Below are 21,483 nucleotides of genomic sequence, written 5' to 3'. Positions count from 1 at the left end.
CTATTTACGATAAATTTGGAATTCGTCTATGTTTTGTAGCTTGTTCAAATGCATATGTAAGCTTAATTAAAGTCCCTTCACTAAAAGCAGTACTTGCAAAAGTGATTCCAAACGGTCTTCCGCTTTTCATATATCCAGCCGGTACTGCTATGGAGGGATAACCAGCTTTGGCACATATTGTTGATCCTATATATGAAGGGAAGAGAATTGCATCAAGATCATATTTCTTTAACGCAAAATCAATTCCTTGTTCCTGGGAAAAATATAAATCTTCTAATTTTGCATTTAAGTATTCAGGGTTTCTTAACGTATTAGAAAAATCCTTTCCAAACTCCAACCTACTTTGTCCATATTTTAATGCTTTCTCTTCTATATTTTTATTAAATGCAATTAATTCAGAGATAGAATGGACTGGAATATTGGAAGGTAACTTGGAAAGATAATTATCTAGACTATGTTTTAATTCATACGACGAGACTCTCCAACTCCACTCCCTATGAAAAGATGGAATTTCGATATCTTCTAATACTGTTGCTCCTTCATTACGCAGTACTTGTATAGCATTCTGAAATAGTTCCTCATCATACTCTCCAGATTCGTAATAGCTTTCAGAGGCTTTGTTAAATACTCCAATTTTAGCACTCCTTAAACCATTAGAATCTAAATAAACCATATAATCTTGTTGAGCTCTTCCTTCACTTTTATAAGTTGCAGGATCAAGCTGGTCTATTCCTGTTAGACTCCCCAATAAAATTGCCGCGTCAGTTACTGTTCTAGCAAAAGATCCCGCTGTATCTTGCGAATATGTAAAAGGTATAATCCCCTTGCGACTTACTAAGCCAACAGTAGGCTTAATACCAACTACAGAGTTCTGAACTGCTGGACTTAAAATAGAGGCATCTGTTTCTGTTCCAACAGATAAAACGGTTAAGTTGGCAGCAACCGCTACGGCCGACCCTGTACTTGAACCACCAACAAAAAGGTCATCATCACCTGATCCATATGGATTAATGACTTGTCCACCTCTCGAACTATATCCAGCCCACATTTCAAAAGACATTCCATTCGCTAATTCTGTCATATTCGTCTTACCTAATATGACTGCACCTGCTTCACGAAGCTTTTCAACAAGAAATGCATTATGATTACTCCTATAGTTTTCAAGCGCAATTGTTCCTGCACTTGTATGCATTGAATCATTTGTTTCAATATTATCTTTTAAGAGAATAGGAATACCGTGCAAAGGACCTCTGACACCCTTTATTTTTCTTTCATGATCTAATCCTTCTGCGATAAAAATTGCATCTGGATTTATTTCTAAAATAGAATTTATTTTCGGACCGTCTTGGTCATACTTCGCTATTCTATGAAGGTAATACATAACTAACTCTTTCGAAGTAAGTTCCTCATTTTCCATCGCTGTTTGTATACCATGAATTGTTAATTCTTTTCTTAGTAGTTTATTGAATTGAATCTCCATCTGATTTCTCCCCTTACAAGTTGTTTCCTAGTTTCAGATCTTATCTTATTACTTATTAACTTTAATCATTGCCTTGTCTCCTCATTTCGACAAATTCACATCTGTTTAAACATTTCGTCTACCATACATAAAAACCTTCAAACAAAATAAAAAACGCCTTAGACGAATAAAACTATCTAAAACGTTGTTAACAATCACATATATTCTCTTCCTATTTTCAAACTCTCTTTTATTTCACATACACGTCCTCTAATAAATGTACAAATTCACCTTGATTCCCTGCTAATACAGGACACTTTGCTATATCAACCCATTCATAACAAAATGTTAGGCCCTCATCTTCCTCTCCTGCACTTACTATATGTTCCCACATATCTTTTACATCTGTTAATAATGAAATGTGAAAGAAGTGACGCTTTTGATACTCCTGTTTTTCTTTCATATAGATGATATAATCATCAATGAAACGTTCTATACATAAATGACGAAGTCCAGACTCTTCTATTACTTCACGCAGTACTGCTGCTTCTAATTTTTCTCCTTCGTCAACTGTGCCACCTGGGACCTGTATACCTGCTTCTGGTATATCACGATGAGTAAAAACAAGCAACTGCATAACTCCTGCTTTCTCCCTTGTAATGTATGCATATACTTTTTTCTTATATAACATCGTCATCTAATCCGTCTCCCCTCAATTCATTACTTCATCGCTTCCTCTAAGGTGAGTTGATTTTCATATAGATATGTCGCTTGTGGATTCCCTACATAACGTACGTGCCACGGTTCATACCGATAGCCCGTAATGGACTCCTTCTCTTTTGTATACCGAATGACAAAACCAAATCGATGCGCATTTTGAGATAGCCATTTCCCTTCTTTTGTATCTCCAAAAACAGACTCTAATTGGAATTTAGCTGATTGTGATGTAATATCCATTGCGAGTCCCGTTTGATGTTCACTCGTTCCTGGAACAGCACTAGACATTGCTGTTTTTGCTTCTCCATCTTGAATCTTATACATTGTATTTAATGCTTTTTGCCGATCAAAAGACCGGTATCCAGAAACTGCAAAAAGAAAAATCCGCTCCTGATCTCCTTGCTCGAACATTTTTTCAAGTGCCTGCGCTGCTTCTTTCCTCATCTTCTTTTTCTCTTGATCACCTTCACTCGAATAACGCACTTTTGGAATAACTAAATCTTGTGGCTTATAACGATCTGGTAGCCGTCTGCTTTTATTTACAAGTACAAGTACGGAATCAGGATTATTGACAACCGCAAGATCTCCTTCCATTTTGGCAATAGTTTCTTGTGCTTTTGGAAATACAACGCTACTATTCACCTCTTGTGCCTGTTTATCTTTATACATTTTATAATTAATGCTTGCCACTCCAATAATAATTACAACTACTACGACACCCAGTAGTGTCCATCTTTTTTTCATACAACGACCTCTTATTTTAATAATTTGGCCATATAATACTCATCGACACGCTCACCCTCGACAATAAGAGAAGCTTTTTTGACACCTTCTTGTTCAAATCCTGCTTTTTTATATAGTGCCTGCGCTCTTGTATTGTGGGCCATTACTGTTAATTCCAAACGCCATATATCATGTAATCTTGCCCACTTTTCTACTTCTTTAAACAATGTCGTCCCAATTCCTTTTCCGCCATATTCTTGTAAGATTCCAATTACAATTGCTGCTGCATGCTTGTTTCTTTGCACATTACCACCATTAGCTAAAATAAATCCAACTAATTGCTCCCCTTCTACTGCTACAAATATAGTAGAATTATAATCTTCTACAAAACGTTGAATCATTTGTGTTTGCTGCTCTACTGTTGTATTCCGTTCACCTGGTTCTAATAGCATAAAAGTAGTTTCTTCATCCAATTGTTTTCCTAATTGCAAAAATGCTGCTGCATCCTCTACTCGAATTTCTCGAATCATTTCTATCACCCTACCAAGTTTATAATATAAAAATTTTCTTTATAAAGAGATTTTCGCTATTTTTTTATGAAATTCCTTTCTATTTTCCCCAGAAGAAATAGACAATTTTCGATATCAATATAATGAAGAAAAAATTGTGACAATAAAGTGAAACTTTAATCAGTGGGAGTTTTCTTCTTACCTCACTTAAATTTTTTACATTTGCTACATTTTAAAGTTGGGGCTTACTACCCGCGGATAGCGAGATAAAAGCTTAGCTTCCATCTTTTTATTTTTTGAACACACAAAAAAACGTAAGTATCTCACTTACGTTCATCCATTTACCTTTTCTGCTTGCCAAAAATATTCACTAAATGCTTTCGCCAATACATCAATGGAACGATTTAATTCTTCAGATGTATTATCTACACCTCCCACTTCAATTAAAATCGCTTGTCCTGATAAGTCCTGATTATAAACACCGTTCCCTGTTTGAAATCCCTTTTGAATAACACCGCGGCTTACTCCAGGATATTTTTTATTAATCGCTTCATGTAGCGCAGTTGCTAATTGTAAGTTTTTTGCATAATTTTTATTTCCTTTTCCAATGACAAAAGCAAGCTTCGCATATGATTTATCTCCAATCGCTTTTGTTGTGACATTTTTACGAGCGCTATCTCGGTGCAAATCAAAGAAGTATTGCAATTCTCTGTTAATAGCCATTGCTTCCTGTACAACTTCACGAGACATTTTATAAGAACTTGTATCATTTAAACCCTTACTAATCAACCTCTCCCCAACATCTGTTTTATCATTAACTGCCCCTATCCCTTCATTTTCTAATTGCTCACGGAATCTGTCTCCCAAAATAGAAATATTCGTCACAGAGCTTGTCGCTTTATTTGGATTTGGATTATTTGTCAAATTTAATAACGGTAAATAAGACTCCCAGCTATGCGTATGATAAATAAAGGCCACTTGTCTTTTCCCAGTTGTTTGAGATGGTTGTTTCTTGTCTTTATTTGTATCCGTTTTCGGAACTTGTCCTGCTTCTCCAGTCCGCTCTTTCACTACTTCCTCAAGTGGAACACTCGATTCTATTGGTAAGTTAGAATAATCTGTTCCTTCACCAGCAATGACGATTTCCGTATCGTATTTCCCAAAACCCGGAAGCTCCTTTCCAACAAAGCTACGTACATCATCAAATCGAATATTCGTTACAGTTGAAAAAAGAAAAGATGAAATCGAAAAATCTTGATTTAAATTCCGATATTCTTGTGTAAAATAGTGATTTTCCTTTCCAATCACATACATATAACCATTTATTGACAACTCATTCAACCAATTATATAAATATGCTGACTTTGTTTCTTTTAATGAAGTCACCATCATACTAATAAGAAAAAAAGTTGCTAACATCATAATGACAACAAATAAAATGAGCTTTCGTACACTCTTTAATTTTACATAAAAAAAGCCTCGATTCATAACATCACCCTCTCTGTTCCAACTTATGTACAAGCTATAGAGAATAGACCGCCTAAATTTCGGCTATATTGTCATAGAGGTGAAGTGAATTGAAGCTAATTATAGGTATAATTCCTATTGTTTTATCATGTGTTTTTTTATTATTTGCAGCACACCCTAAAATCCGTGCTTTCTTAGATATTTGCGCGTACCTTTCATTATATATACTGGGTATACTAATTGCTTTTAACATATATGATGTTGTACTGCACGGCTTAGTATTTATGACAACCATTCACAGTATTTTATTGAATCCATTATTTCTCCTTACCGGGGCTTATGTAGGAGTATATTCTTTATATCTCCTTATTTATAAACTAGTAACAAATGTAAGAAAAACTTAATACTTACCTTTAAATGGAGTGTAAAGATGAAACCACCTTTTATATGTCATAAATGCCAGAAGAAAATTATCAGAAAACAAGATCTTATCACCACAATATTTTACATACGTATCTACTTATTTCACAATACTTGTTTTAGCCAACAATTTTTCTTTTCTAGTTTCATTCCTATTAACACGTTATTTGGAGCATATTTCATTTGGTATACTCTCGCTATAGGGAGTGTTTTAACCATAACTGAACCCTCAATTATTTGGATCTTTTTTTACTACCAGCTCTATATCGCTTCATTTCTTATTATTATATCGAACGTCACTTTTGAAGATAGCGATTAGACTGTCCTTTAGGAATACTTAAACACTCCCAATCTTTTTCTTTCAGCAATTTCCCAACATAAATAATTTGTCCAATATGTGATGCATAATGAGCAATCTGCCTTTCAATTGCTTGCATAACACTATGCGCTTCACCACGAATATGAATTATCTTTAAAAGATCTTGCGGAGTTAATGATTGCAGCGCTTGAAAAACATACCCCCATCCTTCCCCCCATGCTGCTAGCACTTCTTCTTTTGAAGCATAACCGCCTTCAAATTCACCATCACGATTCCGATCTAGCTTTTCACCGTCTGTCGTTAAGAAATCTGTCCATCTTGAGCGCATATTCCCATGCAAATGTTTAATGATAATCTCAACACTGTTTGCTTCTTCATGAGGTGTCCAGCATAGTTGTTCATATGATAACTGTGAAAGCGATTGTTCTCCTTGCTTTTGAATCGCCTTAAAGTTTGAAAAAACACATTCTAAATAAGCTTTTCTAACTTCCATTTCCAATCCTCTCCCATATTAACTAATTGGCGTTCCATTTGGAATTTCTATATCAGGTTGCAATAAGATTACATCACCATGTTCTGGGACTCCTCCTAACACAAGCACCTCTGATTTAAAGCCTGCAACACGTTTTGGTGGAAAATTCACTACGGCAACAACTTGTTTTCCAATTAACACTTCTGGTGTATACCGCTTTGTAATTTGAGCACTGGATTGCTTCATACCAAGTTCACCAAAGTCAATTTCCAGCTTAATTGCAGGTACACGCGCTTCTTTAAACTCTTCTGCTTTTTTTATCGTTCCAATACGTAAATCTAACTGTAAAAAGTCTTCAAAATTAGCCATTTTATTCTCCCTCCCAAATTATCATTTAGACAAAACATGCAAATTCCCTCTAAAAAAAGAAAGATGCCTAAGCACCTTTCTTTTGTAACTCCCTTGATTCATTTGGTCTATATAGGAAGTAACCGATAACTCCACCAACACATGATGGCAATAACCATCCAATTCCTTCCTTATATAAAGGAAGCATTTGCAACACATTTGTTATAGCATCAAACTTAATATTTGCACTTTCTAAACCGTTAAATAGACTAATAACTAGTGCCCCTAAAATCGCACCGATATATATTGTATTTCGCTGCCCAATCCATTTATGGAAATAAGACAGAACAATTAGTACAATCGCAACAGGATAAATAATCAGTAACACAGGCAATGTTACAGCAATAAGCTGTGTTAACCCTAAGTTTGATACAAATAAACTAAACGCACATACCAATGTGACAATCATTTTATGTGATAATCTTGGGAATAAGTTTGTAAAGAATCCCGCACACGCCGATGTAAGTCCAACTGAAGTTGTTAAACATGCAAGTGTAATAACAAGGCCTAACAATACTTTTCCACTTGTTCCATATAGCTCATTTACAACTTTCGTTAAAATAAGACCTCCATTATCAGAAACGCCAAGTGATGTACTTGTCGAACCAAGATAAGCAAGTGATAAATAAATTAATGTTAAGCCTACCACAGCAATAATTCCTGATATAATTGTTATTTTTGCAATTTGTCCACTCTCTTTTATCCCTTTTGAACGAATAACTTGTACAACAACGATCCCAAATACAAGTGCACTAATAGCATCCATCGTTAAATATCCTTGAATAAATCCGCCAAAAAATGCATTTTCTTTGTATGCATCTAATGGTGCAGCAGGCGCCCCAATTGGATCAATAATCGCTTTTCCAACAATTACAGCAACAATTAATACTAATAATGGGGTAAGGAACTTTCCAAACCAATCAATTAGTTTTGATGGATTTAATGATAAATACCAAGTAACCCCAAAGAAAACTACTGTGTATAGAAACAGCATATACCACTCTGACACAAACGCTTCTGATAGAAACGGCTTCATTCCCATTTCAAATGAAACTGCCCCTGTACGCGGGATTGCAAAGAATGGTCCAATCGCTAAATAACTAATCAGTGGGAAAATAAACGCAAATATAGGATGTACTCTAGAGGATAACGCTTTTAAGTCTCCCTCTACAAAAGCTACAGCGGTTACAGCTAATAGAGGAAGTCCGACTCCTGTCACAAGGAATCCAATTGTGGCAATCCAAACATTTTCTCCTGCTTGTTGACCTAATACTGGTGGGAAAATTAAATTTCCTGCTCCTAAAAATAATGCAAACAACATCAAACCAATTGCTATCGTATCTCCTGGCCTTAATCGTCCCTTCATCTTTTTCTTGCATAGCATGTTCCCTATTGTTTTTATCTTTTTTCACAATATGCTATGCATCCTCCTCTCTGCTCATGTTGATTAATATATCGCCCCTTAAAAGGCAATGCCTTTCTCCATAATTTCTCCACTTCCCCTTTTTATTACTCTAATTTATAAATTTTGATTTTTTTGAATATTCAAATCATTAGAGTGTTAAACCATGGAGTAAACTTGTCAGACTTCTTTGCTTTTGTCACACATATAGTAACATATTTAGTTGAAAAATAAAAACATATTTTTTATATAGAATTTTTCGAAAAACAAAATAATAAGTTCTCCTTCCTCGTCTATTATTCTTTTAGGAAAATATTTTAGAAACAAATATGCAACGATTCATTTTGTTATCTCGAAATAACATTACTATTTCCTTTTTTATGTATAACGAAAAGCCATCTAAATTATACAGATGGCTTTGTATCTTCTATTCTATTGTCTCCACTTCACGTGGATTATTCATTTCTTCTACATATACAACGCGAAATCCATGGTCTTCTAAATCCTTAAGCAATGAATCTAATTCTTCTGGTTTAAATTCTTCGCCTAGTGTAAACATAATTCTGCGTACTAATAACGCATCATTATCAAATGTCATTAAACTTTGGATGCCACTATATTTTTTCAAAACTGTAGATAGTTTTTGAATCGCTCCATTATAATCTTGGGTTCCCACCATAACAGAATACCTGCTAGAATGAACACCCCATGCATCCTCTAATAACTCAAATACCTTTTTATGAGTTAAGATTCCAAGAAATGTCCCTTTCTCATCGATAACGGACAAATATGGTAGCTTCTTAATTGTAAAGAACACTTTAAAGAAAGAAGAGTCTTCTCTCACATAGCCCTCTTTATCATTTAATAATTCTGATAAATCATCTTCTAATGAACCTTTATATTCTAAAATATCTACTTTATATACATTCCCTAAAAATTTCTCTTTCTTTTCATCTAAAACTGGCACACAACGATAACCTGTTTTATTTAAATGATCCAATGCTTCACCTATTGTAAATGAAATGGAGCAATATAAAACTTCTCTTTTTGGCACATAATTTCCTTTAATCCTCATAAAAAGCCTCCTTATGTTAAAATACTTTCTGTGCCATAACTATATTATATTTTCAGAAAAAAATAAATAATTTATTTTATTTTTCTGAAATCTTTTCATATTATTGTCATTATTTGTTCATGAATGATTCATTTTTGAGAAATTTAGTAGATTATCATTCTGTACAACAAATAATATAAGCAACTTATCATACTTAAGCTAGTTACTGACTATAGCTGAAAATAAAGAGAATTACTTATAATCCTAGCTTATACCCATATGTAAAGAAAAAGATATTGTAACTTTAGCAAAAAAGCGCTAAAATAAGAATAATAATTTTCTGAATTTTCAAAGAGTAGGTGAACCTTTATGTCTTCATTATTTCGTTCTTACACATATCGCTTTTTTGTAGGATTCCTTATTATTCTTATCATAAGCCCCATTCCCGCCTTATTATTAACTCATGAGTCTTCTTATTTGAAAGGTTTACTTGGGATTTTTCATAATCTCGCTCATTTTCCATCCATTTTCATCCCGATGATTGATTGGATGCATGAATCCATTCTTTTTTCATCACAACCTATTATAAATTCAACCACAACTTTACATGCTCCAGGACAATCTACACTTCTATTCCCTTATATGTGGGAAGTATACTTTTTATCAATCGTGCGTTTTACATTCACACTCGCAATTGGTTTTTCAATTAGCTTAACAATGGGACGTTTATTCTTAAAGGCACCAAAACAACTAAAAAAATACACTTCAATATTGCGCTGGATTCCATACTCATTCAGTACTGCTTTATTACAATGTTCTATTGTTTTAATTTCTTTATACATCGCAAAGTACATAACAATTCCATTCCTTTCCTCTCTCATCATCATAAGTAGTACATCAATGATTATTGTTATACAGGCAATTAAAAAATGGATTCCGTTTTTAAATAAAACTGCAGAACATGATTTACGTGATTCAACTTTTCTCATTAATACGTTATTTATGGCAATTGTTTCAAATCATAAATCTATTTTAAGCTCCATTATTCTGTCATTTTTTTATATGGAATGTATTTTTCATACGAAAGGATTACTACAATTTATTATTCAATTTGGAGGAAGTTCCCCGACCGTTGTCACAATTGGACTGCTACTCATTTATATTCCATACATCATTCTTTCCTTTCTTCAATCCGTGTGGACAACAAACCAGTCTAAACATCAAACTTACACTATCACAAAAACACTGATAAAGTAATTAAGCTTCATGCTATCTCCCTCCTTTTAAAAATGGAGGGTTATTCCCCTTTCATTCAGGGTAAAATACCAACAAATTCATGTATGGTTAGAAAAACATTCCAATATTTACTCATTTCCTTTGACTATTATTTTCATTTCGATTTATTATAAAAGTATAACATACTTGCAGGAGGTGACATCTTTATTCCAACTTCGGAGTAGAGAACACACTTGGACATATTAAATATTTTTCTCATTTTTGTACTTATTCTCATTTCTGGCTTTTTCGTCGCATCTGAATTTGCGGTTGTAAAAGTACGAAAAAGTCGAATTGATCAGCTTGCAAATGAAGGAAATAAGCAAGCATTAGCTGCCAGAAGCGTTGTTTCTAACTTAGATGTATACTTATCAGCCTGTCAGCTTGGTATTACTATCACGTCTTTAGGCCTTGGTTGGCTTGGTGAACCAACTGTTGAACACTTACTACGACCACTATTTGAAAAAATAAATATTACTGGAGCAATGGCTAATACGCTATCGTTTATCATTGCATTTAGTGTCATCACTTTTTTCCATGTTGTATTGGGGGAACTTGTTCCAAAATCTTTTGCAATTCAAAAAGCGGAGGCTATTACATTAAAATTTGCCAAACCACTCATTTGGTTTGATAAAATCATGTATCCTTTCATTTGGTCACTTAATAGTACAGCCGTATTCTTTACAAAACTATTCGGCTTAGAACCAGCAAAAGAAAATGAACTTGCTCACTCAGAAGAAGAATTACGACTTATTTTAGGTGAAAGCTTTAAAAGTGGTGAAATTAATCAAACTGAATACAAATATGTAAACAATATTTTCGAATTTGATGATCGTGTTGCCAAAGAAATTATGGTACCTCGCACAGAAATGGTTTGTTTATCTACCGAAAATACATTAGAAGAAAATATGGATATCGTGGCATCTGAAAAATATACACGTTATCCGATTATTGAAAAAGATAAAGATGATATTATCGGGATGCTAAATACAAAAGAAATTTTTCACGACCAAACGAAGGGGATTCAAAAACCTTTAGAAGCGTATATACATCCGGTCTTAACTGTATTTGAAACAGTACCAATCCGTAAAACATTAATTCATCTTCAAAAGAATCGTGTGCAAATGGCAATTGTAATGGATGAATACGGCGGGACAGCTGGCCTATTAACAATGGAAGATATTATTGAAGAAATTATTGGTGAAATTCAAGATGAATTTGATGCAGATGAATCGCCAATGATTGAAAAACGCACACCAAAACTCACTGTACTGGATGGAAAAGTACTCATTTCAGAAGTAAATGATATATTTGGTCTACATATCGATGATAGTGATTTAGATACAATTGGGGGCTGGCTTCTATCTCAGGCAATTGATTTAAATATTGAAGTTGGCTATTCAATTGAATATGCTGGTTTCCAATTCAAAGCATTAGAACTTGATGGGCATCAAATTAAGAAAGTTGCTGTACATAAACTAGATAGTAAAAAGGAGATATAAAGTGACCGTTTTATTAACACTTTGTATAATTGCTTGTTTTATCGTATCGTTTATTGCGTTTATCTATCCGATTATCCCTGGCATACTTGCACTGTGGGCTGGATATCTCATTTATCATTTTGGCATAAATGGTGGGGAGCTAACAATAAGTTTTTGGATCCTTCAAATCATTTTTACCATCATTATTTTCGTTGCTGATTTTATCGCAAATGGATACTTCTTAAAGAAATATGGAAGTACCAAATGGGGTGAACGTGTGGGAATGGTTTCTATTATTATCGGCTCCTTTTTCTTCCCACCATTTGGTCTCATTATCATTCCATTTCTGTCTGTTTTCGTGACAGAAATAATGCATAAAAAGACACCACAAGAAGCGTTTATGGTCGGAATTGCTACAGTCGTCGGCTTCTTAAGCAGTACAGTAGCAAAAGCAATTTTACAAATTATTATGATTATCATTTTTGTATGTTACATTCTTTTTTAACCATCCCTTTTCAGGGATGGTTTTTTTAATAAGCAATGCCTACACGGCTATTTTCATATACTTTTTCATTTATTAGAGACCACGTAAAACGAGCTGTATCTCCTACCGTAATTTTTGATCCATCCAGTGGTAACATATCCGTCTCCGTCCGGTATATACCCGTTTCTTCACCATCAATTAAATGTGTAGGACAAACAACTGTCCAGCATAGCCCACTATTTTTTAAAGCTACATAAGCAGCTAAATGATCTTCTGCAGCCGTTGTGGTTTTTCTTTTTGATTCTTCCGATTGAAATCGATATATCTTCTGATTTGTTCGCGCCTGTAAAATGCCTGCTGTTCCTATCGTAATAATCCTTTTTACTCCCTCTTTCCCCATATGTTTTATAATGCTAGGTATACTATTCGATAATGTTCTATTTCCATCTGTTCCAAGAGCGCTTAAAACGAGCTCAGCGTCCTTTAAAGCTTTCTTCACATCATTTCCCTGTAATACATCCCCTTCTACGATATGTAGCTTATCATGTCTCATCATAAGCTTATTTTGATCACGAACTAATACTGTGATATCATGTGAATCTTGTAATGCTAGTTTCATTAACTGTGACCCAACTCTTCCAGTTGCACCAAATATACATATTTTCATCTTCGTACTCCTTACTTACTATTTTTCTCTATTCTTTCTCAAAAACGATAAATATGCAACTAAAAAAGCTTCCCCAACACGTGAGAAAGCCCTACCATTCAAAATATTATTTTTTTTCCTTTGAATCTGAAGAATTACTATCCTTGCTCGTTTCTTGATCTTTCTTTTCATCTTGCTGTGATGTTTTGTCCTCATCCTTCTTTTTGTCCTCACCTTTACTACAACCTACCATAAATAAAGAGCTCGCAAGTGCCATAGCAGTTATAGATTTAACCCATTTATTCATTTGCTTATCCCCCTTTTGATAGAATATGTACAATCTCATATTACTTCTCTTTTTTGAAGATAATATGAGAAAAGAGTAAAGATACGGTAAATTTCTGTAAATTTTCTGATAAGAGAGGCGTTTGTTTTTTATTTTGGATCTTTTTCACTTATAATAAAAATAATATAACAAAGAAAGGTTGATATATATGGAACTTGGATTAGCTGGAAAAACTGCACTAGTTGTTGCTTCTAGTCAAGGTTTAGGAAAAGCAATCGCTACGGAACTTGTAAAAGAAGGAACAAATGTTATGCTACTTAGTCGTAATGAAGAAAAGCTAGCATCTTTACAAAAAGAATTGATCGCTCTTAATAAAGGCACTGCCATGTATACAGTTTGTGATGTTACAAACAAAGAAAACATGAAACAAGCGGTAGAATATACTGTACAAACCCTTGGCACAATTGATATTTTAGTAAACAATGCCGGCGGCCCTAAGCCTGGTACATTTGAAGAATTAACAGACGAAGATTGGTACAATTCATTTGAGCTCAATTTATTAAGTTACGTTCGTATGATTCGTGAAGTACTTCCATATATGAAAGAGCAAGGCGGCAAAATTATTAACATTGCTTCGTCTTCTATTAAAGAGCCCATTCCCGGATTACTATTATCGAATACATTCCGCGTCGGCATTACAGGCTTAGCAAAAACGTTAGCATCTGAGCTTGCTCCATATAACATTTTAATTAATACGATTGCTCCTGGACGTATTGCTACGGACCGCATCGCTTCTCTCGATGAAACAGCTGCCGAAAAGCGCGGAATTGCAGTAGAAGACGTTCAAAAACAATATGAAGCAATTATCCCACTTGGAAGATATGGTCGTCCTAGTGAATTCGCTAAATTTGCTACATTCCTTGCATCCGATGCAAATACTTATATGACTGGGCAATCATTCCTTGTTGATGGTGGAATGGTAAAAAGCTTATAATTCTTTTCAAAAAAACAAGACAGCTCATATGCCGTCTTGTTTTTTTATTCTATGCAAATCTTTCGTCTTTATATATATTCTCTATTGTGTATTCTTTTTTCACAACATATTGCCATACACTATATGCATAACGATTCATTTTAACAAAGCAGTTTTCCAAAAATGATCGAAATTCCGGATTTGCAACTTCTACAGCAACTTGGGCGAATCTGAGTGCTAATCTTTTTAAATTCGAAATATAGGAAATAGCAAGTTCAATGTCACCCTGACTTGTATTCTTCATCGGTATATCATTTTGTATAAGGGGAGACTTCAGTTGTTCACAAATCATATGCTGTATATTTTCACCTTCTTGAAAGTTCACTTGTTCATTGTAAGCTTGCAAAATATAGGGCAAATGTTGTTTTAATATATCCTTTAACTCTTCACCTTCCACCCTATTCATATACTCACCAATCATATGAATCATTTCATAACTACACTTCATTAACTCTTCCATACATCTCATATCATAGCTCCCCCTTCCCTCTAAATATATGCCTATAAATAGGATGCCAGAACATTTGCTACCTTTGCTAGAAACCAATCCCAGCTATTTATTTTGTCAAAATCTTTATCAGTTAAGCGTTTAGAATCATGAAAATCCTCTTGTAGTCGTTTCCATACCTCAGCTACAACTGCTTTATCATATATAAAACAGTCCGACTCTGTATTTATGTAAAAACTACGATTATCAAAATTAGCTGTTCCTACATCAACACTTATATCATCAATTATTGTCACCTTTCCATGAAAAAAACCATTCCGGTATTGATAGACTTCCGCACCGGCATCCAGCATCTTTTTTAAATGCGGATAAGCAGCTTGTTTTAGTAACAGAGCGTCACTTTTAAAAGGAACAAGAATCTTTACCGTCACGCCACGCCGCAATGCTTCTTGTAAACCATCCATCATTTCCTTACTTGGTACAAAATACGGCGTTGCAATGATTAATGATTTTTTAGCCCCTTTTAATAATGCACCGTATTCCTGCCATAACCCTTTCCCATCTGAAAATACATATTGATACTTTGCATTTCCTTGCTGAGATGGTCCTTTGTACAAAGAAAGTTTTTCACCAGTATCCGCATACCAATCTTCTGCAAATTTCTGTTCCATATCAGTCGCTCCATCTCCTTCAATACGCAACTGATAATCACGCCATTTCCCAAATTTAGGATCCTTACCGAGATACTCCTTTCCAATGTTAAAACCACCAATGTAAGATATCTTTCCATCTATCACCGCAATACGCCGGTGGTTACGTTGATGCAATGAATAAAACAAATTCTTTAATTTAGGCTTTTTACTAAAAGTAAACTTAACACCCTTTTCTTTTAACTGCTGAATCACTTGTTTCTTCATTTTATAGCCACCTATACGGTCTACTGATAATTTCACATCCACACCGCTCGATGCTTTCTTCTCTAATAATTGTAAAAAATTACGACTCACTTCATCTTTACCAACAATATAAAAATGAATATAGACATACTTTTCTGAACGATTTATATCATCAAACAAATTTTGATACAAATCCGTTCCGTTTGTATATAATTGGAAATTCCCGTATCGAATTTGTGATATTTCAAGCCCACTAGTCATTTTCTTCCCCATCTCTAAATCGATGTTCATCCATATGAATATCCCTATGATCCATAACAAAATGGATACACATTTTTTCATGGATAAAACCCTTTCTTCAAAAACTGTTATTCCTATATCTTTCCTTTTTTTCACGTTAACATACAAGAAAAATCTATATTTTCGTGATATATGTCCCTGTCAAACAAGAGTGAATTTGCATATTGTATGTTGTATCTTAAAATAAAAGGAGGAAATAACAATGGGCTTCGCACATGGAAATGGATTCGCGTTACTTGTCGTACTATTTATCCTCTTAATTATCGTCGGTGCTGCTTGCTTTTGCTAGTTAGCCACCCGAAAGAGCGATATGCAGATGAAAAAACTATAAAGGCGGACACCTAAATTTAGGTGTCCGCTTTTCATTTCAAATTACTTATAAAGTTAATAACGTTGCAATTTTCTTACTTTCTGCTTTTCGAATATGACGTTGTTGCGCACGTAAAACAGCAATTTCATGTAGTTTTTTTTCTCCCTCTGTTTCGGGAATTACATGCGGAACAGGAACTGGATTATTTTCTTTCCCAAGTGCTACAAATGTAACAAAAGATGTTGCTGCAATTCGTTTTTCACCAGAAATTAAATCTTCCGCTACTACCTTTACAAACACTTCCATCGACGTTCTCCCTGTCCAAATGACAAACGATTCATAGCTCACACAATCAGTTGAACGAACTGGATGTAAAAAATCTACCCAGTCCATTGATGCCGTTACACATTCCATTCGTGAATGTCTCGTTGCTGAGATAGATGCAATCATATCCATTTCAGCTAATATTTTACCTCCAAATAATGTGTTATGATCATTTAAATCTGTTGGAAAGACACGACTTGTTTTAAAAACTCTTGATTCATTAACTGTTTTCCCATTTGTTTCTTCCATTTCCTTCACCTCTTTAATTCATTCATAAACCTTTCATAACATGAAAACGAAATAAATACTCCCTAAATTCTCCTAGTCCCATGCATCCTATATATTAATTAATATGAGAACATTGAAACTACCCTATGCTTTTTTGTTCATCTTGTATATAAAAATTACACTAGGTGAACTACATATTATATATTAGCAATTTTCATAAATTTATGTCTATAAAAAAGAACCGATTATAATCAATCGGCTCCTCTAAATACATATTGTTCTTTCGGCTGTTCAACTTTATTCCATTTTGTTACTTCCAAAACAGGAATATTTGCATGGAATGGTTGATAAAACTCAGTTGAAATTTCACCTTCCACTTCAATCCAATCATCATTCTTCCACTCTACTCCATCTGGCTTTTTCACTAACATCCCGTATACACCTGAATCGGCTACACAATGAATAATACCAAAGCGGAATAAGAAATATTGTTCTTTCTTTGAAGAATCATCGCGGAAAACAAATCCTTTAAACGAAAGTGTCTTACCTGTAAATTCACCAGGATAATTATAAATTGTTTCCATACCTTTTAAGAAGTCTTCATCCTTCAAGGCAATATTATCTTTTGTGACGTATTCTTTTTTTCCTTTTTCCATCACACCACGATACCCTTCTTTTCCATAGTAAATACTCGTATCGGGTCTTAAAAACTGCCTTGTAATAAATGGATCTGTACTCTCTGCTTGCGCAACAGGGAAATGAAATCCTTTCGCTTTAACAATATCTGAATCTAACGTCGCAATTGGAAAGAATAGTCCTGAAATAATAGGGAAACAAAATAATGTATACGCAAAAGTTCGTTTCCACCATGTGTTTTCATCTTTTGAATGATCATGTCCACAATGACTATGATCACAACCACAACTGTGCTGATCTTTTTCCTTTTTGTGTTCCTTTTGGAAAACAACAATGATTTGAATAAGTGTTAAAAACCCTAAAATAATTGCAGCTGTTTTTGATAAATATGCGTACTTCATATTTATATACTTTGTTATATTACCTGAAATATGAAGCTGCGCAATTAAGATTGTAAACCCGAGTAAAATATATGCTCGAAACATAACCTACCACCCCATCGCATAAATGAGTAGTGAGCTTGCATAAACCACAAGTGTAACTGTAGCTATCACAACAATTACAAATTTTGTTTTAAATGTCGCAAGCATCATAAACATATTTTTAATATCCACCATCGGTCCATAAACGAGGAACGCGACAAGTGATGCTGTTGAAAATGTACTTTGGAACGAAGATGCAATAAAAGCATCCGCTTCTGAACATAGTGATAAAATATACGCAAGTCCCATCATAACAGCTGATGAAGAGAACGGTCCTTGCCCTATAGAAAGTAGTGTTGAAGTTTGTACAAATGTTTGAACTGCAGCAGCAATTAATGCTCCCATTACTAAGTATTTCCCCATTGAGAAAAACTCTTCAACCGCATGTGTACATACGTCCCACATCTTTTTACGCAAAGGACGCTTATGATCCACCTCTGGGAAATGTTCATCACGTAGTTGATGATCTTTAAACATAAACGATAATATAAGTCCAACGATAATAGCTACAATAATGGCTACAATGGAACGATACCACACCATATGCATACTACTTCCAAACGCAACATATGTTGCAAATAATACAACCGGATTAATAATTGGCCCCGTTAACATAAATGCAATTCCAGCATACGGCGGAACACCTTTCCCAATTAAACGTCTTACAATTGGAACGATTCCACATTCGCACCCTGGAAACATCATGCCAAGAAAAGTAGCTAATAATACAGACAGAAATCGATTTTTGGGCATCCATTTTGCCACCATATCTTCTGTCACAAACATTTGAATGAATCCTGAAATAAATACACCAATTAGCACAAATGGTAGTGCTTCAATTAAAATTGAGATAAAAATCGTATTCATTTGCAGGAATGCTTTCGGTAACTGAAACAATTCCATGATGTATTTCCTCCATCTTTTCATTAACAATATGTAATTTTAACCTCAATTTATTATTTGAACAAGCCCTTTTCAAATCTACAAATCATGGAAATAAGTTTTTCATCAATACACATATTGTATATAAGAAACGTTTTATTACGACAAAAAAGCTGCTCTAGCGCAGTTTGATAACTATGCTAGAACAGCTTTCATATGATTTAAAAATAACGTTTCTTCCAAAAAATAAAGGCCATTACGCAAGATAATATTGCGGATATAATCATAGCCATTAAAAAACCATGCGGATTTTCACTTAAAGGAACTGGAACATTCATTCCAAAAAAACTGGAAACCATTGTTGGCACTGATAATATGATTGTCATAGAAGTTAAAAACTTCATAACACTGTTTAAATTATTAGAAATAACCGAACTAAACGTATTCATCATACCACTTAAAATATTACTATATATTTCAGCCATTTCAATGGCCTGTTTATTTTCAATTAATACATCTTCTAGTAAATCTTGATCATCTTCATACATTTTAATAAACGTATTATTGCGCATTAACTTTTGAATAACAATTTTGTTTGCTTTTAAAGATGTTGTAAAATACACTAAACTCTTTTCAAGACCTAATAATGTAAAGATTTCTTTATTTTTCATCGACTTATTTAACTCGTGCTCTAGGTCGATTGTTTTTCGGTTAATTTGTTTTAAGTATCGTAAATAATAAGTAGAAATCGTATATAAGAGCTGCAATGCAAAACGAGTCTTTTTAAAAGTATAAAATTCTTTAATACGCTGATTAATAAATCGCTCGAAAATCGGATTTTCTTCTAAACAGATTGTAACGAAACATTCCGGCATTACAATCATACCAATTGGAATCGTGTCGTATATTGAATTTCCTTCTTCATCATGCCTTACTGTTGGAATATCAACGATAATTAATGCATTGTCATCTTCTTTTTCAATCCGAGATCGTTCTTCATCATCCAAAGGGTCTTTAATAAAATCCAATTCTACATTCAATGTTTGCACTAGAAATTGAATTTCTTCCTCTGTTGGATGGAGTACATTAATCCAACAACCTTTTTGAATTTCCTCTATTTCTTGTAGTTTTCCGTTTCGGTCTGTTAAATAAATATTTAACATACTATCACCCCGATTCTTTTTACATGTGGGAATCTACCTCACTTAAACAACAGTTTTTGAACCGCTACTTTCAGCATATGAAACAAACGTTTAAATTTCAATAGAAAATTATTTTGAAAACGCTTTTCTTCATAATTTCTTTCAAAATAGAAAAAGACAGAGATTGCTCTGTCTTTTCAAAAGCTCATGTTGCCTTTATAACATATTTAGACAGCATCCACAAGTTAAATGAAACTGAAACTGTGTAGCCTGCATATGTTGAGATAATAAAACTGGTGTAGTCAAAGTACGGCAATAATATAATATTTAGTACAATCTTTATTATAATTCCTAAGGTTAAACCTAGAACTGTTTTTTTTTGCTGATCAATCCCTTGTAACATCGCAGCAGTAACTGTAAACAATGAAAATAATATACACGCTGGTGCATAGTACCGTAAAATAACACTTCCTAAACTTGGATCATTTCCTACTCCAAATAAAAGAGTGTATATAGGTTGGGCTAATATAATCATTCCAATTGCTGCGGGAATTGTAATCCCTACAACAAGTAAATTCGTTTTCGTGAAATGCTTATATAATAATTGTTCATTTCCAGCTGTATAAGCTTTCGTCATTTCAGGAACAAGAGACATACTAAAAGCTGTTGCAACGGATACAGGAATAAGTACAACCATTTGGACAAGCCCAATTATTGCATTTATTTTTTCTGCTTCACCTTGTACGTAACCTATCTCTATTAAAAGTTTATTGATTGTAAATGTATCAATTGTTTGATACAACGGAATCGCTAACCCAACAGCAACAAATGGAATTGAATACGTAAATAGCTCTTTGTATAAAGCAAAAAAGGACTTCGTTGTCTGTGGGATACTGGCAATCTCTTTCCGTTTTAAATATTTTCGCCTTCTCATATAAAACCCTATCAAAACAGTCAATCCTGCCGCTGCCCCCATAAATGCACCAAAAGTTGAAACTCCAACCGCTAACGAAACAGACGCTTTCAAAATATGCAAAACAACAAAGCTTCCTATTAAGATTGTTAAGACACGAAAAAACTGTTCCACAACTACACTAGATGCTGACGGTCCCATAGATTGAAATCCTTGAAAAAAACCACGCAATAAACTCATTACTGGTACAATCAATAATGCAAAACTAACAATTCGAATATTATACGTCACAGCAGTCATACTATTACCAGTTTGATCACTTCCGTCGATCACTAGCTTTGCAAGATATGGAGCTAACATATAAAGAACTAGAAATGAAACAATTCCCATAAAAACCATAAAAAACAGTCCACTTTTTAGCACCCGTTTTACTGTATGATAATCATTTAACTCATCGTATTTTGAAACCATTTTAGAAACAGCAAGTGGCAATCCCATCGTTGCAATGCTCAGCATAATTGTATATGGCCGATATGCATATGTATATAATATGTATCCACTAGTACCAACCATCGCTGTAAATGGGATAACATATATAAATCCAAGCATTTTAGATATCATCGTTGCCATCGTTAAAAATAATGTTCCACGTAAAAACGGTGATCCTTTCATTTCATTCCCCCGCTACGCTTTATTACTACACATTATGGACAACTTCTTTATTTTAGAACTGAAACGTATAAAAAAAAGCCAATGAAATCATTGGC

The 21,483-nt window shown here is 34.1% G+C and carries 24 protein-coding genes and 1 pseudogene; 7 read left to right on the top strand and 18 right to left on the bottom strand.

Going from position 1 to position 21,483, the window contains the following annotated elements; translation table 11 throughout:
• Positions 1 to 4: 4 nt before the first annotated feature.
• The 5 genes from JDS96_RS04400 to spoIIP form a co-directional block, all read right to left on the bottom strand.
• Positions 5 to 1,480, bottom strand: coding sequence for an amidase family protein (locus JDS96_RS04400; RefSeq protein ID WP_199666202.1), 1,476 nt, complete (start codon positions 1,478 to 1,480; stop codon positions 5 to 7).
• Between the two features lie 229 nt (positions 1,481 to 1,709).
• Positions 1,710 to 2,156: an NUDIX hydrolase gene (locus JDS96_RS04395; protein WP_003197163.1), complete on the bottom strand. Its 447-nt coding sequence runs from the start codon at positions 2,154 to 2,156 to the stop codon at positions 1,710 to 1,712.
• A 23-nt stretch (positions 2,157 to 2,179) separates the two neighbouring features.
• Positions 2,180 to 2,920 carry a M15 family metallopeptidase gene (locus JDS96_RS04390; RefSeq protein WP_006094622.1) on the bottom strand — a complete coding sequence of 247 codons (741 nt, stop codon included), beginning with the start codon at positions 2,918 to 2,920 and terminating at the stop codon, positions 2,180 to 2,182.
• Between the two features lie 11 nt (positions 2,921 to 2,931).
• Positions 2,932 to 3,429: a GNAT family N-acetyltransferase gene (locus JDS96_RS04385; RefSeq protein ID WP_033796087.1), complete on the bottom strand. Its 498-nt coding sequence runs from the start codon at positions 3,427 to 3,429 to the stop codon at positions 2,932 to 2,934.
• Positions 3,430 to 3,741: 312 nt separating this feature from the next.
• Positions 3,742 to 4,896: a stage II sporulation protein P gene (gene spoIIP, locus JDS96_RS04380; RefSeq protein ID WP_199666200.1), complete on the bottom strand. Its 1,155-nt coding sequence runs from the start codon at positions 4,894 to 4,896 to the stop codon at positions 3,742 to 3,744.
• 89 nt (positions 4,897 to 4,985) lie between these two features.
• Between spoIIP and JDS96_RS31875 the strand changes: the two genes are divergently transcribed.
• The gene (locus JDS96_RS31875) at positions 4,986 to 5,279 is read left to right on the top strand and encodes a hypothetical protein (RefSeq protein ID WP_016114606.1); all 294 of its coding nucleotides are present in this window, start codon (positions 4,986 to 4,988) and stop codon (positions 5,277 to 5,279) included.
• 26 nt (positions 5,280 to 5,305) lie between these two features.
• Positions 5,306 to 5,601: pseudogene (locus JDS96_RS31870) on the top strand (permease).
• Here JDS96_RS31870 and JDS96_RS04375 read toward each other — a convergent pair.
• The 4 genes from JDS96_RS04375 to cbpA all read right to left on the bottom strand — a co-directional run bounded on the left by JDS96_RS04375 (position 5,592) and on the right by cbpA (position 8,971).
• Positions 5,592 to 6,107, bottom strand: a complete 516-nt coding sequence (locus JDS96_RS04375; protein WP_199666198.1) for a DUF1572 family protein — start codon at positions 6,105 to 6,107, stop codon at positions 5,592 to 5,594. The pseudogene JDS96_RS31870 and the gene JDS96_RS04375 overlap by 10 nt on opposite strands.
• 18 nt (positions 6,108 to 6,125) lie before the next feature.
• Complete coding sequence (gene csaA, locus JDS96_RS04370) at positions 6,126 to 6,455, bottom strand: chaperone CsaA (protein ID WP_098929509.1); 330 nt, start codon at positions 6,453 to 6,455, stop codon at positions 6,126 to 6,128.
• A 67-nt stretch (positions 6,456 to 6,522) separates the two neighbouring features.
• Positions 6,523 to 7,860: a branched-chain amino acid transport system II carrier protein BrnQ4 gene (gene brnQ4, locus JDS96_RS04365; RefSeq protein WP_029427084.1), complete on the bottom strand. Its 1,338-nt coding sequence runs from the start codon at positions 7,858 to 7,860 to the stop codon at positions 6,523 to 6,525.
• 463 nt (positions 7,861 to 8,323) lie between these two features.
• Positions 8,324 to 8,971, bottom strand: a complete 648-nt coding sequence (gene cbpA / locus JDS96_RS04360) for a cyclic di-AMP binding protein CbpA (RefSeq protein WP_003197146.1) — start codon at positions 8,969 to 8,971, stop codon at positions 8,324 to 8,326.
• Positions 8,972 to 9,319: 348 nt separating this feature from the next.
• Between cbpA and JDS96_RS04355 the strand changes: the two genes are divergently transcribed.
• The 3 genes from JDS96_RS04355 to JDS96_RS04345 all read left to right on the top strand — a co-directional run bounded on the left by JDS96_RS04355 (position 9,320) and on the right by JDS96_RS04345 (position 12,211).
• Positions 9,320 to 10,207, top strand: a complete 888-nt coding sequence (locus JDS96_RS04355) for a hypothetical protein (RefSeq protein WP_003206939.1) — start codon at positions 9,320 to 9,322, stop codon at positions 10,205 to 10,207.
• Positions 10,208 to 10,419: 212 nt separating this feature from the next.
• Positions 10,420 to 11,727, top strand: coding sequence for a hemolysin family protein (locus JDS96_RS04350; RefSeq protein WP_003197142.1), 1,308 nt, complete (start codon positions 10,420 to 10,422; stop codon positions 11,725 to 11,727).
• A 1-nt stretch (position 11,728) separates the two neighbouring features.
• A complete protein-coding gene (locus JDS96_RS04345) occupies positions 11,729 to 12,211 on the top strand; it encodes a DUF456 domain-containing protein (RefSeq protein WP_003197140.1) in 483 nt (160 codons plus the stop codon).
• Positions 12,212 to 12,236: 25 nt separating this feature from the next.
• Here JDS96_RS04345 and JDS96_RS04340 read toward each other — a convergent pair whose 3' ends face one another.
• Positions 12,237 to 12,857 carry an NAD(P)-dependent oxidoreductase gene (locus tag JDS96_RS04340; RefSeq protein ID WP_199666196.1) on the bottom strand — a complete coding sequence of 207 codons (621 nt, stop codon included), beginning with the start codon at positions 12,855 to 12,857 and terminating at the stop codon, positions 12,237 to 12,239.
• Between the two features lie 106 nt (positions 12,858 to 12,963).
• Positions 12,964 to 13,143: a hypothetical protein gene (locus tag JDS96_RS04335; RefSeq protein WP_199666195.1), complete on the bottom strand. Its 180-nt coding sequence runs from the start codon at positions 13,141 to 13,143 to the stop codon at positions 12,964 to 12,966.
• 187 nt (positions 13,144 to 13,330) lie between these two features.
• On the opposite strand from JDS96_RS04335, the gene JDS96_RS04330 reads away from it, so the two are divergent.
• Positions 13,331 to 14,116, top strand: coding sequence for an SDR family oxidoreductase (locus JDS96_RS04330; RefSeq protein ID WP_199666193.1), 786 nt, complete (start codon positions 13,331 to 13,333; stop codon positions 14,114 to 14,116).
• 49 nt (positions 14,117 to 14,165) lie between these two features.
• Here the strand turns inward: JDS96_RS04330 and JDS96_RS04325 are convergent, their stop codons facing one another.
• Both JDS96_RS04325 and cls read right to left on the bottom strand, forming a co-directional pair.
• On the bottom strand, positions 14,166 to 14,624 hold the full coding sequence (locus JDS96_RS04325; RefSeq protein ID WP_199666191.1) for a spore coat protein: 459 nt from the start codon (positions 14,622 to 14,624) through the stop codon (positions 14,166 to 14,168).
• Positions 14,625 to 14,656: 32 nt separating this feature from the next.
• A complete protein-coding gene (gene cls / locus JDS96_RS04320) occupies positions 14,657 to 15,841 on the bottom strand; it encodes a cardiolipin synthase (protein ID WP_018781324.1) in 1,185 nt (394 codons plus the stop codon).
• 160 nt (positions 15,842 to 16,001) lie between these two features.
• Here cls and JDS96_RS04315 point away from each other — a divergent pair, with 160 nt between their 5' ends.
• On the top strand, positions 16,002 to 16,088 hold the full coding sequence (locus JDS96_RS04315; protein WP_000505094.1) for a YjcZ family sporulation protein: 87 nt from the start codon (positions 16,002 to 16,004) through the stop codon (positions 16,086 to 16,088).
• Positions 16,089 to 16,175: 87 nt separating this feature from the next.
• Here the strand turns inward: JDS96_RS04315 and JDS96_RS04310 are convergent, their stop codons facing one another.
• The 5 genes from JDS96_RS04310 to JDS96_RS04290 all read right to left on the bottom strand — a co-directional run bounded on the left by JDS96_RS04310 (position 16,176) and on the right by JDS96_RS04290 (position 21,388).
• A complete protein-coding gene (locus JDS96_RS04310; RefSeq protein WP_018781325.1) occupies positions 16,176 to 16,682 on the bottom strand; it encodes an acyl-CoA thioesterase in 507 nt (168 codons plus the stop codon).
• Between the two features lie 230 nt (positions 16,683 to 16,912).
• The gene (locus JDS96_RS04305) at positions 16,913 to 17,782 is read right to left on the bottom strand and encodes a TIGR03943 family putative permease subunit (RefSeq protein WP_003206931.1); all 870 of its coding nucleotides are present in this window, start codon (positions 17,780 to 17,782) and stop codon (positions 16,913 to 16,915) included.
• 3 nt (positions 17,783 to 17,785) lie between these two features.
• The gene (locus tag JDS96_RS04300; RefSeq protein WP_003197125.1) at positions 17,786 to 18,682 is read right to left on the bottom strand and encodes a permease; all 897 of its coding nucleotides are present in this window, start codon (positions 18,680 to 18,682) and stop codon (positions 17,786 to 17,788) included.
• A gap of 200 nt (positions 18,683 to 18,882) precedes the next feature.
• The gene (locus JDS96_RS04295; RefSeq protein WP_003197123.1) at positions 18,883 to 19,824 is read right to left on the bottom strand and encodes a magnesium transporter CorA family protein; all 942 of its coding nucleotides are present in this window, start codon (positions 19,822 to 19,824) and stop codon (positions 18,883 to 18,885) included.
• Between the two features lie 184 nt (positions 19,825 to 20,008).
• The gene (locus tag JDS96_RS04290; protein ID WP_199666189.1) at positions 20,009 to 21,388 is read right to left on the bottom strand and encodes a putative polysaccharide biosynthesis protein; all 1,380 of its coding nucleotides are present in this window, start codon (positions 21,386 to 21,388) and stop codon (positions 20,009 to 20,011) included.
• Positions 21,389 to 21,483 lie beyond the last annotated feature (95 nt).

This window comes from Bacillus cereus group sp. N21, assembly GCF_016483395.1.
In the GTDB taxonomy this organism is placed as follows: Bacteria; Bacillota; Bacilli; order Bacillales; family Bacillaceae_G; genus Bacillus_A; species Bacillus_A pseudomycoides.
The sequence above is the reverse complement of the archived record's forward strand: the minus strand, read 5'-3'. Positions and strand labels throughout refer to the sequence as shown.